The organism is Polaromonas sp. P1_F6, from assembly GCF_056405695.1.
The window spans coordinates 598,919-613,806 of the sequence record NZ_JBFUBQ010000002.1; the positions used below are offsets into that span (position 1 = coordinate 598,919).

12 protein-coding genes are annotated in these 14,888 nt (G+C 62.0%); 2 read left to right on the plus strand and 10 right to left on the minus strand.

Going from position 1 to position 14,888, the window contains the following annotated elements:
- Positions 1 to 134: 134 nt before the first annotated feature.
- Together ettA and AC1DY9_RS08710 are read left to right on the plus strand one after the other, a co-directional pair.
- Positions 135 to 1,796, plus strand: coding sequence for an energy-dependent translational throttle protein EttA (gene ettA / locus AC1DY9_RS08705; protein WP_457279253.1), 1,662 nt, complete (start codon positions 135 to 137; stop codon positions 1,794 to 1,796).
- 143 nt (positions 1,797 to 1,939) lie between these two features.
- Entirely contained in the window at positions 1,940 to 2,476 is a 537-nt protein-coding gene (locus tag AC1DY9_RS08710; protein ID WP_457279252.1) for a DUF1415 domain-containing protein, read from the plus strand.
- A gap of 17 nt (positions 2,477 to 2,493) precedes the next feature.
- Here AC1DY9_RS08710 and AC1DY9_RS08715 read toward each other — a convergent pair whose 3' ends face one another.
- The 10 genes from AC1DY9_RS08715 to AC1DY9_RS08760 form a co-directional block, all read right to left on the minus strand.
- Positions 2,494 to 2,859: a response regulator transcription factor gene (locus AC1DY9_RS08715; protein WP_457279251.1), complete on the minus strand. Its 366-nt coding sequence runs from the start codon at positions 2,857 to 2,859 to the stop codon at positions 2,494 to 2,496.
- A gap of 165 nt (positions 2,860 to 3,024) precedes the next feature.
- Positions 3,025 to 4,788 carry a sensor histidine kinase gene (locus AC1DY9_RS08720; RefSeq protein ID WP_477666297.1) on the minus strand — a complete coding sequence of 588 codons (1,764 nt, stop codon included), beginning with the start codon at positions 4,786 to 4,788 and terminating at the stop codon, positions 3,025 to 3,027.
- A gap of 74 nt (positions 4,789 to 4,862) precedes the next feature.
- A complete protein-coding gene (locus AC1DY9_RS08725) occupies positions 4,863 to 5,960 on the minus strand; it encodes a M14 family metallopeptidase (protein WP_457279249.1) in 1,098 nt (365 codons plus the stop codon).
- A 16-nt stretch (positions 5,961 to 5,976) separates the two neighbouring features.
- Positions 5,977 to 7,191: a M20 aminoacylase family protein gene (locus AC1DY9_RS08730; RefSeq protein ID WP_477666298.1), complete on the minus strand. Its 1,215-nt coding sequence runs from the start codon at positions 7,189 to 7,191 to the stop codon at positions 5,977 to 5,979.
- 80 nt (positions 7,192 to 7,271) lie between these two features.
- Positions 7,272 to 8,375, minus strand: coding sequence for an ABC transporter ATP-binding protein (locus AC1DY9_RS08735; RefSeq protein WP_477666299.1), 1,104 nt, complete (start codon positions 8,373 to 8,375; stop codon positions 7,272 to 7,274).
- Positions 8,372 to 9,349 (minus strand): ABC transporter ATP-binding protein, encoded by a 978-nt coding sequence (locus tag AC1DY9_RS08740; protein WP_457279246.1) that lies wholly within the window; start codon positions 9,347 to 9,349, stop codon positions 8,372 to 8,374. The genes AC1DY9_RS08735 and AC1DY9_RS08740 overlap by 4 nt, the downstream gene beginning before the upstream one ends.
- 129 nt (positions 9,350 to 9,478) lie before the next feature.
- The gene (locus AC1DY9_RS08745; RefSeq protein ID WP_457279245.1) at positions 9,479 to 10,396 is read right to left on the minus strand and encodes an ABC transporter permease; all 918 of its coding nucleotides are present in this window, start codon (positions 10,394 to 10,396) and stop codon (positions 9,479 to 9,481) included.
- 239 nt (positions 10,397 to 10,635) lie between these two features.
- On the minus strand, positions 10,636 to 12,219 hold the full coding sequence (locus AC1DY9_RS08750; RefSeq protein ID WP_457279244.1) for an ABC transporter substrate-binding protein: 1,584 nt from the start codon (positions 12,217 to 12,219) through the stop codon (positions 10,636 to 10,638).
- Positions 12,220 to 12,291: 72 nt separating this feature from the next.
- Entirely contained in the window at positions 12,292 to 13,272 is a 981-nt protein-coding gene (locus AC1DY9_RS08755) for an ABC transporter permease (RefSeq protein ID WP_457279243.1), read from the minus strand.
- A 162-nt stretch (positions 13,273 to 13,434) separates the two neighbouring features.
- Complete coding sequence (locus AC1DY9_RS08760; RefSeq protein ID WP_477666300.1) at positions 13,435 to 14,832, minus strand: TAXI family TRAP transporter solute-binding subunit; 1,398 nt, start codon at positions 14,830 to 14,832, stop codon at positions 13,435 to 13,437.
- Positions 14,833 to 14,888 lie beyond the last annotated feature (56 nt).

The following is a 14,888-nucleotide window of genomic DNA, read 5'->3' on the forward strand; positions in this document are numbered from 1 at the left end:
GCGTTTGCGCCCAGGCGCGGCGTGTCGTTCCAGCCCGCAAGAAAGCCTGCTGACAGCCTGTAGAAATAGCATGTACAGGCGGCAAGCAGCCCGTTTTCCTGCATTGTTTTTCATTTTTACCAAAGTTAATCCTGATGGCTCAGTACGTATTTACTATGAACAAGGTCGGCAAAATCGTGCCGCCCAAGCGCCATATCCTTAAAGAGGTGTCGCTCAGTTTCTTCCCGGGCGCCAAGATCGGCGTGCTGGGCACCAACGGTTCCGGCAAGTCCACGCTGCTCAAGATCATGGCCGGCCTGGACACGGAAATCGAGGGCGAAGCCACTCCCATGCCGGGGCTGAACATCGGCTACCTGCCGCAGGAACCCAAGCTGGACCCCGAGCACACGGTGCGCGAAAGCGTGGAAGCCGGTATGGGCGCGGTATTCGCCGCCAAGGCCCAGCTCGAAGCTGTGTACACCGCCTACGGGGAGCCTGATGCCGACTTCGATGCGCTGGCCGCCGAGCAGGCCCGCCTGGAAGCCATCATCGCCACTGCCGGCACCGATTCCGAGCACCAGCTTGAAATCGCCGCCGACGCGCTGCGCCTGCCGCCCTGGGACGCCAAGATCGGCGTGCTCTCGGGCGGCGAAAAACGCCGCGTGGCCCTGTGCAGCCTGCTGCTGTCCCGGCCCGACATGCTGCTGCTTGACGAACCCACCAATCACCTGGACGCCGAATCGGTGGACTGGCTGGAGCAGTTCCTGCAGCGCTTTTCAGGCACTGTGGTGGCCATTACCCACGACCGCTACTTCCTGGACAACGCCGCCGAGTGGATCCTGGAGCTGGACCGCGGCCACGGAATCCCCTGGAAGGGCAACTACAGCAGCTGGCTGGACCAGAAGGGCGAGCGCCTGGCACAGGAGCAAAAGGGTGAGGAAGCCCGGGCCAAGGCCCTGAAGAAGGAACTCGAATGGTCACGCCAGAACCCCAAGGCGCGCCAGGCCAAGAGCAAGTCGCGCCTGGCCCGTTTTGAGGAACTCTCCGACTTCGAATACCAGCAGCGCAACGAAACCCAGGAAATCTTCATCCCTGTGGCCGAGCGCCTGGGCAATGAAGTCATCGAATTCAAGAATGTCAGCAAATCCTTCGGCGACCGCCTGCTGATCGACAACCTCAGCTTCCAGGTGCCCGCAGGCGCCATCGTCGGCATCATCGGCCCCAACGGCGCAGGCAAGTCCACGTTGTTCAAGCTGATCGCCGGCAAGGAAACGCCCGACAGCGGTGAAGTCGCCATCGGCAAGACCGCGCGCATGGCTTTCGTCGACCAGCACCGCGATGATTTGGCCAATGAAAAAACTGTCTGGGAAGACATTTCGGGCGGCCTGGACATGCTGACCGTCGGCAAGTTCACCATGCCCAGTCGCGCCTATGCAGGCCGCTTCAACTTCAACGGTGCCGACCAGCAAAAACGCGTCGGCATGCTGTCGGGCGGAGAGCGCGGGCGCCTGCACCTGGCCAAGACCCTGATCGCGGGCGGCAACGTGCTGATGCTTGATGAACCCTCGAACGATTTGGACGTGGAAACCCTGCGCGCGCTCGAAGACGCGTTGCTGGAATTCGCCGGCTCCGTGCTGGTGATCAGCCATGACCGCTGGTTCCTGGACCGCATCGCCACCCACATCCTGGCCGCCGAAGGCGACAGCCAGTGGACCTTCTTCAACGGCAACTACCAGGAGTACGAAGCCGACAAGAAGAAGCGCTTGGGTGAAGAGGGCGCCAAACCGAAGCGTGTGCGGTTCAAGGCACTGCATTGAGCCCCCACGCTTTTCACTTCGTGTAATGCGCTGCCCCCCGAGGGGGCCGCTGCGCCTGCGGTCTGGCAAAGCCAGTCCCGCGGCCCTGGCTTGATTGAATCGGAGCCCCCACGGCCTTTGCGTGAGGCCCCTTGGAGATAGCGATGACCGACGATGAAGTCCTGACCCAAACCCGGCATTGGCTTGAAAAAGCCGTGATCGGGCTCAACCTGTGCCCGTTCGCCAAGGCGGTCTACGTCAAGAACCAGGTTCGCCTGGTGGTAAGCCATGCGAAACATGCGGACGGCCTGCTCGAGGAATTGGATCGCGAACTGGATCTGCTGGCGGCGACGCCGGCCGAAGAGGTCGACACCACATTGCTGATCCACCCCACGCTGTTTGACGACTTCCTGGACTTCAACGATTTCCTGGAAATCGCCGAAGGCGTGGTGGATGAGCATGGCCTCGAAGGCGTGATCCAGCTGGCCAGCTTTCACCCGCAGTTCCAGTTCGATGGCACCGAGCCCGGCGATATTGGCAACTACACGAACCGCGCGCCCTTTGCCATCCTGCATTTGCTGCGCGAGGAAAGCGTGGCACGGGCCGTGGAGGCGTTTCCCGAGGCTGAGGCCATCTTTGAGCAGAACATCGCGACACTCGAAGAGCTGGGCCACACGGGCTGGAAGGCACTGGGCCTTTAGCGCCACGGGCGCCAGCTCTACCTGGGCAGATGCTGCTTGAGCACCGCGTGCAGTTGCGCGAAGTTAAAGGGCTTGGTCACGTAGCCGCTGGCACCCAGGCGCAAGGCTTCCTCCAGCCGCTCTGACTCCGCACTGGCCGACAAGAACACAAAGGGCACCTGCTTGAGGGCGGGTTCCGATTGCAGCGCGGCCAGAACTTCCATGCCGTTCATCAGCGGCATCATCACGTCGCAAAAAATCAGGTCCGGCTGCTGCTCCCTGGCCACTTGCAGGCCGGCATGGCCGTCTGCCGCTGCCAGGCCTTCGTGGCCCTCCAGCCGGACAAAGCGCAGCAGGTTGTCCCGGATATGGGATTCATCTTCAATCACCAGAATGCGCGCCATTTTTCTTTCGCATTGAAGGCCCCGCATTTCATCGTGGGCGGAGCTGATTTCCCTGAACCACCCGGCAGGCTCTGTCGCAGTGCCGGGCTGGTATCCATCTTATAGCCTTACCCCGGTTTCCCCAATCTGCCCGGTGCGCGGGCTGGTTTGGCCCGGTTCCGCGCCTCAAATCGTGACGGTAAAGCGCGTACCCTGGCCCACGACGCTGGTTACGCTTATGTGGCCGCCGTGCAGGTCGACCGAATTTTTGACGATGGCCAGCCCCAGGCCCGTGCCCTGGATTTCGCCGACGTTGCTGGCCCGGTGGAACCACTCGAAGAGGTGGGGAAGCTCTTCGGCCGGAATGCCTATGCCTTGGTCCGCCACCTCAAAGGCCACACGTCCCTCCGACGGAAACACGCGAAAAGAGACTTTTCCGCCTTGCGGCGAATACTTGATGGCGTTGGACAGAAGGTTGCCGAAGATATGGCGCAGCAGCTTTTCATCAAAAAGCCCGATGTCCGGCCGGGCCCCGAATTCCAGGGCCAGTTCACAGCCCGCCTCTGAATACTGGATGCGCGCATCTTCCACCAGGTTCTGGCAAAGCAGTTGCAGATTGATCTCTGCCGGCTGGAACGCCAGCATTTGGGCCTCCACCTTGCCCAGCAGCAGCACGCGGTCCAGCATCTGGGTCATGCGTTGTACGCCGGTTTCTATGGTGGCGATGACGTCGGCTTTTTCGAGTTCGGGCAGGCGGTCGCCGTAGTGCTTGAGGAGTTCGGCGGACGACAGGATAAAGGCCAGCGGCGTGCGGAATTCATGCGACGCCACCGAGATGAAGCGCGACTTCATGTCATTGAGCTCGGTTTGCCGCTGCAGGGTCTGGCGCTGCGTCAGTTCGGCCTGCAAGCGGGCCGTCGCATCTACCACGAAGATCAGGGTCGCCTCGCGTTTGCCCCATTCGATCTGCACGGCGGAGAGCTCCAGCGAACGAACTTCGCCGGCCTGGGTGATCACGCGAAAACCGTACATCGAGTCGACTTCGTCGCCCCGCAGGCGACGCTCGTGGCGCTCGCGCATCACCGGCAGGTCGTCGGGGTGGACGGTCGCGGTGTAGGGCTGGGACAGCAGGTACTCCCGCGGGTGGCCCACGATGCGCTCCAGGCTGGGGTTGGCAAATACCATGCGGCCGTCCTGCACCACCACCACGCCGACACCGACGTTTTCAATCACCGTGCGGTAGCGCTCTTCCGATTTACGCAATTCATCCAGCGCCTGATAGCGTTCAATCGCACTGCTGACGTGGTTGGCGACAAAGGACAGGATGTCGGCATCGGTGTCGCTGTAGGCCACGCCCGGCTCATATCCCTGCACCGCGAGCACGCCGCCTATGGTGCCGCGTATGTGCATGGGCACGCCCAGCCAGGAACTGAAAGTCATGTCGCCACTGCCTTCCGTCACATCACCGGCGGCTTCCAGTACCTTGAGGCGCATGGCGTCAATAATTTGCGGCTTGCCGGTACTCAGGACGAATTCGGTCAGACCCCTGCGATACGGCACATTGCTCAGTTGCAGCGCATCGCCATCGCGCTCGTCCACGTAGTAGGGAAAATCCTTTCGGTGTTTCTGCGCGTCGTACAGGCACACATAGCAATTTTTGGCATACAGCAGCTCTCCCAGCAAGCCGTGAACCGACTGCAGGAAATCGTAGAAAGAGAGATCTGCTGCTGCACGCTCGGCAATGCGGTAAAAAACCCGTTGCAGGGCTTCGGCTTTTTTTTGCTCCAGTGCTTCGGCCTGAAGTTCGCGGGTTCGCTGTTCCAGCCACAGGTTGGCGGATGTCTCCTGCTTCTGCTTTTCAAGCTGCAGATTCCGGTAGTCGGCCTCTAACGCCTGGTATTGCTGTTGCAGCTGCTTGAGCTGGAGTTGCAGGTCGGCGTCGGACGGCATGGCGCGGCTTTCGTGCTCGGGTTGAAAAGAGGGCTGCTGCAATGGCTGCACCCGAGTCATTATGCTGCCCTGGTTCAGGGGGTGTTCAGTCCGCCCACGGTCTGGAACATGGCCTGGCGCGCCTGAGCCACGATTTGTGAGCGCCATTCGTCCGTGTCGACATAAAACGCGTTCATCATCTGCCGCTTGATCGTCGCCTGTTGCTCCGCGGGCATCTCAGGATGCTTGTGCAGCCAGTGGTCGGCGCGCAGGGCGGCAATGACGTCCAGAATGGGCACCGTACCGTATTCCATGGCCATGCCGGTGTATTCGGCCTGCGGGCATTCGTCGGGAACCGACGCCCACATCAAACCCGTCAGGTGCGCCGAGCTGGAGGAGCCGTCGTAGAACGAGGTGACGGGGGTGGCGCCGCCGCCGTCCCACCAGGCGCGCGCACGTGCCAGGGCTATGGGATCGTTGTCGCAGGCAAAAATGCGCTCACCAATCCCGCTGGGGCCCAGCCCCGTGTGCAGGTCCATCCAGGCGATGCGTTTAGCCCGTTGCCCGAAGGTTTGCAGCACTTCGCGCAAGGTGCGATTGCTCCACGTGGGCTCCGTCCCGCCGAAAAACATGCCATCGGCGTATTCATGCTGGCCTTGCGACACGGCCGCCTGGTAGCGTGCCACGCCACGGGTGTCAATATAGGCCGCAATGGCGGCCTGGTTTTCGCTTGTAGGGGGCCACTGCGCGGGTAGCAGCAAATCGTGGAGCTCGCGGTAAGCCTCATTCACAGGCAAGGGCTGGCCGAAGTCATGGAAGTTGCGGTTCAAGTCCACGTTTTCGTGCGTGGTGCGCCGTGCATGGGAAAAGCCGTGGGGATTGATCGCGTGAATGTAGAGCACCGCCACACCGCCCGCGCGGGCCTTGGCGCGCCATTCGGCGTCCTGTGCGGCGCACACCTGCACACCCGAGCCGCAGTAGCCTTCCACGCCGTGGCAAGCGCTGCTGACGATAAAGAGCTTGTTTGCGTCAGGCGAGCCGTCCAGGGCCACGTCCATCGCGAGGGTTTCGCCGTCGCGGCCCTTCAGCGGGTGTTCATAGGCGCGAAGCGCCATGCCGGCGGCGCGAGCCGCCTCGAGGAATTTGGCGCGCGCAGCCGCATAACTGGCTGAAAAAGCCGCGTGTGTGTTCATGGTGTTGTTGGCGTTGTCAGGGGCGCGCCTCAGGAACCGTACCCAGCCAGCGCGTAGCCAGCTGGACCCAGTAGGTGCCGCCCAGGGGGATCAGGTCGTCGTTGAAGTCGTAGCTCGGGTTGTGCAGCGTGCAGGGCCCTTCGCCGTGGCCCATGTCGCGGTGCGCGCCGTCACCGTTGGAAATGAAACAGTAGGCGCCTGGCTTGGCTTGCAGCATGTAGGCGAAGTCTTCGGCGCCCATGGTGGGCTCCTGCGGCAGCACGTTGGCCGGCCCCACGATGTCGCTCATCACCCGGCGTGCGAAGTCGGCCTCGGCGGCGCTGTTGACCGTAGGCGGGTAGTTGCGCGTGAACTCGAATTCGCAGCGTGCTTCAAACGCGGCACAGGTGTGTTCGGCCACTTCCTTCATGCGCTTTTCAATCATGTCCAGCACCTCAATGCTGAACGTGCGCACTGTGCCCTGCAACTCGCAGAAGTCCGGCACCACGTTGGTCGCTTCTCCGGCGTGAATCATGGTCACCGAGATGACGCCCGCATCAACCGGTTTTTTGTTGCGGCTGATGATGGTCTGGAAGCCCTGCACCATCTGGCAGGCGACAGGCACAGGGTCGATGCCGAAGTGCGGCATCGCGGCGTGGCTGCCCTTGCCGCGTATAGTGATCTTGAACTCGTTGCTTGATGCCATCACTGGACCCGCGCTGACCGCGAAAGTGCCGACAGGCGCGCCCGGCCAGTTGTGCATGCCAAAGACCGCTTCGACGGGGAATTTTTCAAAGAGGCCGTCCTTGATCATCTCGCGTGCGCCGCCGCCGCCTTCCTCGGCCGGCTGGAAGATCAGGTAGACCGTGCCGTCAAAGTCTCGGTTCTGCGAGAGGTGGCGTGCCGCGGCCAGCAGCATCGCGGTGTGGCCATCATGGCCACAGGCGTGCATCTTGCCCTGCCGCGTGCTGGCATGGGGGAATTTGTTGAACTCCTGCATGGGCAGCGCGTCCATGTCGGCGCGCAGCCCCACGGCCCGGCCACAAGCGCCGCCGTCGTGGCCGTGCACGATACCCACCACGCCGGTGGTGCCCATGCCGCGGTGAATCGGGATGCCCCAGGATTCGAGCTTTTGCGCGACCACGTCGGCGGTGCGTACTTCCTGGAAGCACAGTTCGGGATGGGCGTGGATGTCGCGGCGCACGGCAGCGATGTCGGCCGCCCCGGCCAGGATGGATTCAATGATTTTCATGGCAGTGTCCCCTGAGAGTACATATTAACCAAGCCGGTTCCGCTTTGCATGGCCGTGCCTGGGTTCCTGGTATTTGTTCCCTAAATTCGGCCCTCTTCAACCGCATGGCAGGCCACACGAACGCCTTCGAGCTGCAGAAACTCCGGCCGTTCGCTGCGGCAACGCTCGTTGGCATGCGGGCAGCGCGGGTGGAAGGTGCAGCCGGCGGGCGGGTTCAGCGGATTGGGCACTTCGCCCGATACCGGCGTGCGGGCCCGGCCGGTGTCATGCATCTTGGGGATGGCATCCAGCAGCATGCGTGTGTAGGGATGGCGCGGCCTGTCGAACAGGCTGTGCTTGTCGGCCATCTCGACCAGGCGGCCCAGGTACATCACACCGACCTGGTCGCTCACGTGGCGCACCACTGCGAGGTTGTGCGAGATGAAGAGGTAAGTCAGGCCGCGCTTTCGCTGCAGGTCTTTCATGATGTTAAGCACCTGTGCCTGCACGCTCACGTCCAGCGCAGAGGTCGGCTCGTCGCAGACCAGGAACTCGGGCTCCGTGGCCAGCGCGCGCGCGATCGAGATGCGCTGGCGCTGCCCGCCCGAGAATTGATGCGGATACTTGGGCATGTCCAGCGCAGACAGACCCACCGACCTCAGCAGCTCGTCCACCCGTTCCTTGAGTGCTGCACTGTCACTCAGGATGCCGTGCTCGTGCAATGGTTCGGCGATGATGTCTTCCACAGTCCAGCGCGGGTTCAGGCTGGCATAGGGGTCCTGAAAAATCATCTGGATGCGCCTGCGCAATTGCCGGCCCTGGGGTGTCTTGAAAGCGGAATGCGCATCCTGGCCGTCAAAGGTCAATCCACCGCGCGTCGGCTCATAGAGACCCACCAGCAGGCGGGCTACGGTGCTTTTGCCGCAGCCCGATTCGCCGACCAGTGCCAGCGTCTTGCCTCTCTCGATGTCGAAGCTCACGCCGTCGACGGCCTTTAGCAGCAGCCTGGGCTTGCGTTCGAGCACCCGGTTCAGCCAGGGTGGCGACACATCGAAGGTTTTCGCAAGGTCGTGGGCTTGGACTAACGCCCCCACGCTTGTCGCTTCGCGTACTTCGCTGCCCCCCGAGGGGGCCGATTTTCCTTGGGGCGGCCCGGCGGAAAATTCCTCCGCGCTGACTTGGGACGTGCTCAAAATGTCGCTCATGCCGCCACCCCTTCGTGCGTGTCATGCAGCCAGCAGGCCGCCCACGTAGCACCGGCTGGCATCAGGTCGGGCCGTTCCTGACGGCAGCGGTCGAACGCTTTGGGGCAGCGCGGGTTGAAGGCACAGCCCTGGGGAATGGCGTTCAGGCGAGGCATGGCGCCGTCGATCTGGTAGAGGCGTTCGCGTTCCACTGTGATGTCGGGAATGGCGGCCATCAGGCCCGCGGTATAGGGGTGTGATGGATGGTTGATCACCTGATGCACCGGTCCGAGCTCGGCGATCCGCCCGGCATACATCACGGCCACACGGTCGCAGGTTTCGGCGATCACGCCCATGTCGTGGGTGATCAGCATGACGGCGGCACCGCGCTGCCGGCAGATGTTTTTGAGCAGGGTGATGATTTGTGCCTGGATCGATACGTCAAGCGCGGTGGTCGGTTCGTCGGCCACGATGAGCTTGGGCTCGGCCGCCAGCGCCAGGGCGATTACCACGCGCTGGCGCATACCGCCCGAGAACTGATGCGGGTAGTGGTCTATGCGCTGTGCGGCGGCGGGAATGCCGGTGTCGTCCAGCAGTTCGATGGCGCGCGCCCGGGCTTCCTGCGTGCTGACAGGCAAATGAGCCTGGATGGTTTCCACCAATTGCCGGCCTATGGTGTAGAGCGGATTCAGCGAGGTCAGCGGATCCTGGAAGATCGCGCCTATCTTTCTCCCCCGGATGTGGCGCATGCGCTCATGGGGCAGGTTGTCGATGCGTTCGCCCTCGAGCAGGATCTGGCCGCCCGCCACGCGCCCGGGCGGCTCCAGCAGGCCGATGATGGCTGCGCCGGTCAGCGACTTGCCCGCGCCCGATTCACCGACCACGCCAAGGATTTCTCCGGGTGCGATGTCAAATGTGATGTCGTCCAGCGCACGCAGCGTGCCACGCCGGCCGGGAAACTCGACCACAAGATTCTTGATTTGCAGAAGGCTCATTGACGGTTCAGCTCACGAAGTGAGCGATGAGTAAGGTTTTTCCGCCGGGCCGACCCAAGGAAAAATGCGCTCCCTCGGGGGGCAGCGTAGTACACGTAGTGACAAGCGTGGGGGCATTCATTTTTTGGCCTACCTCAGACGGGGATTGAGGGCATCACGCAACCAGTCACCCAGCAGGTTCACGCTCAGCGCAATCAACACCAGCATCAGGCCCGGGAACACGGTGATCCACCACTCGCCTGAGAACAGGTAGTCGTTTCCGACGCGGATCAGCGTACCCAGCGAGGGTGAGGTGGGCGGCGCGCCCACGCCCAGGAAGGACAGCGTGGCTTCGGTGATGATGGCGGTCGCCACCTGGATGGTGGCAAGCACCAGTACAGGCCCCATCACATTGGGCAGCACATGGCGCCGCATGATGCGCAAGGGCGAGACACCGGTGACGCGTGCAGCCTGTACATATTCCTTGCTGCGTTCCACCATGGTGGAGCCACGCACGGTGCGCGCGTATTGCACCCAACCCGACTGCCCCATCGAAATAGACAGAATCAGCACACCCATGGCGAGCAGCTGACTCGCGTCAGGAAACACCGCGCGGCCCACACCGGCGATCAGTAGCGCGACCAGGATGGGCGGAAAAGACGACATCACATCGCATACGCGCATCAGGGCTGCGTCGATCCAGCCGCCGCGAAAGCCCGCGAGCAAGCCCAGCGACACGCCGGCCAGCATGGACAGGATGACAGAGGCCACACCCACTACCAATGAAATGCGCGCGCCATACATCAGCGCCGACAAAATGTCGCGACCCTGGTCATCGGTGCCCAGCAGGTATTTGGCGCTGCCCTGGGCGCTCCAGGCCGGCGGCAGGCGCGCATCGCTGAGCTCCAGCGTGCTCAGGTTAAACGGGTCGTGCGGGGCCACCCAGCCGGCAAACACCGAACAGAAAACGCAGACCAGCGCAATGGCCGCCGCAAGCATCGCAACCGGCGAGGTGCGAAAACTGTGGCCCACATCGCTGTCAAACCAGCGCGCAAGAGTTTTTGTCATCAAAAGAAAGAGCAATCCATATAACCAAAGACGAGCAAAGCGAGACCTGTGCCAGCAACAGCGCGGAACCGGCTTTGCCGGGCCGCAGCTGTTGTCCCCTGCAGGGGAGAGGCCGTTACGCGAAGCGAAAAGGCAACAGGGGGAGGTTACCTTCAGCGCGGAACCGGCTTTGCCGGGCCGCTGCTGTTGTCCCCTGTAGGGGAGAAGCCGTTACGCGAAGCGAAAAGGCAATAGGGGGCTTACTTCTTCACAGTTATCCACTTGAAGAACATGAAGTTGTCGGCCATCTGGACCAGTTCCACCTTCTTGTTCATGCCCCAGGCCAGCGACTGCTGGTGCAGCGGTATGTGGCCGATGTCGGCCCCGTGGATGTCGAACGCTTCCTTGATCATCGCATTGCGTTTGGTCTTGTCGGTTTCGGATTGAACCTTCCTGGTCAGCTCGTCAAACTTCGGATTGCAATATGCGCCCAGATTGAACTGGCCGGCGCCCTTGTCGTCGACACAGGCGACCAGGGCATTCATGGCGTTGTGGGCGTCATAGGTGCCGGGTGTCCAGCCCAGCATGTAAAAGCTGGTGTCGCGACGCAAAATCTTGGGGAAATAGGTGCCTTTGGTTTCAGCCTGGAGGTTGATCTTGACGTTGATGCGTGAAAGATTGGCTGCCACAGCCTGGCAAATCCGGCTGTCGTTCACATAACGGTCGTTCGGGCAGTTCATGGACACTTCAAAGCCGCTCGCATAGCCGGCATCTGCCATCAGCTTTTTGGCGGCTTCAGGGTCGTAGGGCAAGCGCTTGTTCTGGTCGGCCTGGAAGCCGTTGATACCGGGGCCGATCAGCAGCGCTGTCGGGTTGGAGCCGCCGCGCATCACGGTTTTCTTGATGCCTTCGATGTCGATGGCCTGATAGAAGGCCTGGCGCACGCGCTTGTCCTTGAACGGGTTTTTGCCCTTCACGCTGGAATACAGGAGTTCGTCGCGCTTTTGGTCCATGCCCAGGAAAATGGTGCGCAGCTCTGGTCCGGCCAGAACACGGGTTGCGGCGTTGCTGTTGACACGGTCAATATCCTGCACCGGCACGGGCTCCATCACGTCGACTTCACCGGACAGCAAGGCTGCCACGCGCGTGGCGTCGTTGCCGATGGGGGTGAAGACCACCTCCTGAACGTTGCCTTCAATCTTGCCCCAGTAGGTGCCGTTGCGGACAAAGGTGGTGCGCACATTGGGTTGACGCTCCCGTACCCGGTAAGGGCCGGTGCCGTTGGCACGGAAGGACGCGGCGTTTTCAATGCCTTTACGGCGGTCCACCGGCTTGGTCGCCTGGTTGGTTTCGCACCATTTCTTGCTCATGATGTAAACCAGCGTGATCACGTCGGGCAAGATGGGAAAGGGTGTTTTGGTTTCGATCTCGACCACATGGTCGTTGATCTTGCGCACTTCCTTGAAGTCGTTGGTGTAGCTCTTCATGTCCGAGCCGTCGGCCTGGGTCCGGTTAAAGCTGAACACCACGTCATCGGCGGTGAACGGCGTGCCGTCGTGAAACTGCACGCCCTTGCGCAGTTCGAAGCGCCATACGGAAGGTGACGTCTGTTTCCACGAGGTCGCCAGGCCAGGCGCCAGGCTCAGGTCCTTGTTGCGGATGACCAGGCCTTCATACGCGTTGCCCGTCACGCTGAGCTGCAGTGACTCGTTCAGCGAGTGCGGATCCATCGACAATGAATCGCCCTGGTTGGCGACTCGCAGGGTTTGCGCCGAAGCGATAAAACTTGTGGCCGTGAGGCCACACAGCACAGCGGCTGAAAGCAGATTGGACTTGAATTTCATCAGGAACTCCTTGTGAAAGGGATGAGGACTTGCGGGTGTAAAAAATGAAAGAAAGGGGCGCGGCCTGCGCCATCAGTGGCCTGTGGCATTGCCGACGCGAAGCCGGGGGTCCACTGCGAAATACAGCAGGTCGACGACCAGGTTGATGGCCACAAAAATCAGCGCAATCAGGCACAGGTAAGCGGCCATGACTGGGATGTCGGCAAAGGTCACTGCCTGAATGAACAGCAGGCCCATGCCCGGCCACTGAAACACGGTTTCGGTGATGATGGCAAAGGCGATCAGTCCGCCCAGTTGCAGCCCGGTAATGGTCATTACCGGCACCAGCGTGTTGCGCAAGGCATGGCCGAAATGGATGGCCCGGTCGGGCAGGCCGCGGGCCCGTGCGAACTTGATGTAGTCGGTGCGCAATACCTCCAGCATTTCGGCGCGCACCAACCGCATGATCAACGTGAGCTGAAAGACGGCCAGCGTCACGGCCGGCAGGACGATGTGGTGCCAGCCGTCGGCCTTGAAGAGGCCTGTGCTCCACCAGCCGATCTGCACCGTCTCGCCACGGCCAAAGCTCGGGAACCACCCCAGGCCCACGGCGAACACCAGGATCAGCAGGATGCCGATCAGGAAAGTGGGCAGTGAAACACCCAGCAGCGACACCGTCATGAACACCTGGCTCAGGAACGAGCCGCGGCGCAGCGCCGAATACACGCCCATCGGGATACCGATGAGCAAGGCCAAAACGGCCGCCACCAGCGCCAGCTCCAGCGTGGCGGGGAAGCGTTCGGAAATCAGGCGCGACACCTTGGCGCCCTGTCGCAGGCTCAAGCCGAATTCGCCCTGCGCGGCGTTGACCAGGAAATGCCAGAACTGGACGATAAAAGGCCGGTCCAGCCCGAGGTCGGTACGCAGTTGCCTGATCTGCGCCGGTGTGGCGTCCTGTCCCAGAAGGAACACCACCGGGTCACCGACATACTGAAAGAGCATGAAGGCAATCAAGGCGACCACGACCATCACGATCACGGCCTGGATCAGGCGGCGCAGAATAAAAGCAAGCATTGGCCAAAGAAAAGTGTCGGACGATACTAGCAGAGCAATTGCTATGCCGACACAGGGGTTTACTTTAGGGTTAAAGAACCACGTGGCCCCGGCAATTGCCCTGAATCGGGCCTTTCATTGCCCTGTTAAGGTGCCGCGCGCCTCTTTGCGGCGCGACCGGCTTTAAAGCCTTTGCAGCTTTTTTCGGACCAGGTGAATATTCCCGCGCAGCGCATACAACTCGTCGGTATAGGACAGCGGCACCGTGATTTTTTCGGCGCGGCTTTCCAGGTTGTTGAGTTCTTCCAGCAAGGCCGCGTTGCCACTGTTTTCCCCGGAGATTTCCACGCGGTTTTCGATGTCGCGCAGTTGGCCGTACCAGCGGAAGATGCGTGAACGCACACGAAAGGCGTACAGCGGCGGGATGATGCGCGACAGCGGCAGCATGATGGCGATGATGATGCCCATCGCCAGCCACATCCGCTCGACCAGGTTGGCTACCCAGAAGGGCAGGTAGCGCTGCAGCACGGGGGTGCCGTTCTTGATGGCGCGCTCGGCCTCCTTGGCAATGGGCAATTCGCTGTTGTCGCGGTTCGGGTATTCGCGGGCGCTTTTGAACCAGCCGGCCCCGCCGTGGATGTCGTTACCGGCCTGGGCCAGCAGTTGCTGCAGTGCGGGGTGGATGCCGGAGCGCGTGATCAGTGAGGTGGTCGACGCGACCAGCCGTACGTCATCGGGCGGAATATTGCCCGCCAGATCCACCACACCGCGTGGCAGGCGGGTCGGCGTCAAAAATGCAAAGCGCCGCGAATAGGCTTCGCTCTGGGCGAAATTCATGAGCTTGACGCCGGGGGTTTGCAGCAGCATCTGCACCATCAGCGACTCCGGGGCGGACGCGAACACAATCGCGTCCAGTTCGCGGCCCAGAAAGGCCACGGTCGCGGGTGTCTGCTCCAGCCTGGAGACTTTCATCGTAGCGGGGTCGATGCGGTTGCTGTCGAACAGTTTTGCCATCAGGCTGGGGACTCCGCTGCCTGGCGTTCCCAGGTTGACGCGCAGGCCCTGCAATTGCGTGAGCGATGTGAGGCTGGCGTCTTCGCCCGTATCCGCGGAGTCTGCCTTTGCGGCGAGTCGGCTGCCTGGTGCCTTCGCGGCCCGTGCCGCGGCAGCCACCTTGCGCGCCGCATCTTCCCGGTAGAACAACCAGAGCGGCTCGACAAACAGGCTGCCCAGCGACGACAGGTCTTCTTCATCCTGGGCGGTGTAGTCGCTGGTGCCGCCCTGGACAAAACCGACGTCCACCTTGCCTTCGCGCAGCAGCTGCAGGTTGGCGGCTGAGCCTTCCGAGGGTACAAGGACCACCTGGATGCCCTCCTGAGCCAGCGCCTTGGCGTAACGTTTGCCGAATTCTTCATAGGCGCTTTGCGCCGGGCCGGTCGCCAGGGTCACCCGCTTGGGCGGGTTCGGGTCCAGCCACCAATAGGCCAATACCAGCAGCGCCGCCGCCAGCAGGATGAACGGGCCGGCGGAGACCCACAGATCGCGCAGGGACAACAGGGTGTAGCGAATGGTTTTAGGCATGCGCCGAACCATAGCATGGGGCCGCTGCCGGCCTGCAGGCAAAGTTTGTCTATTGG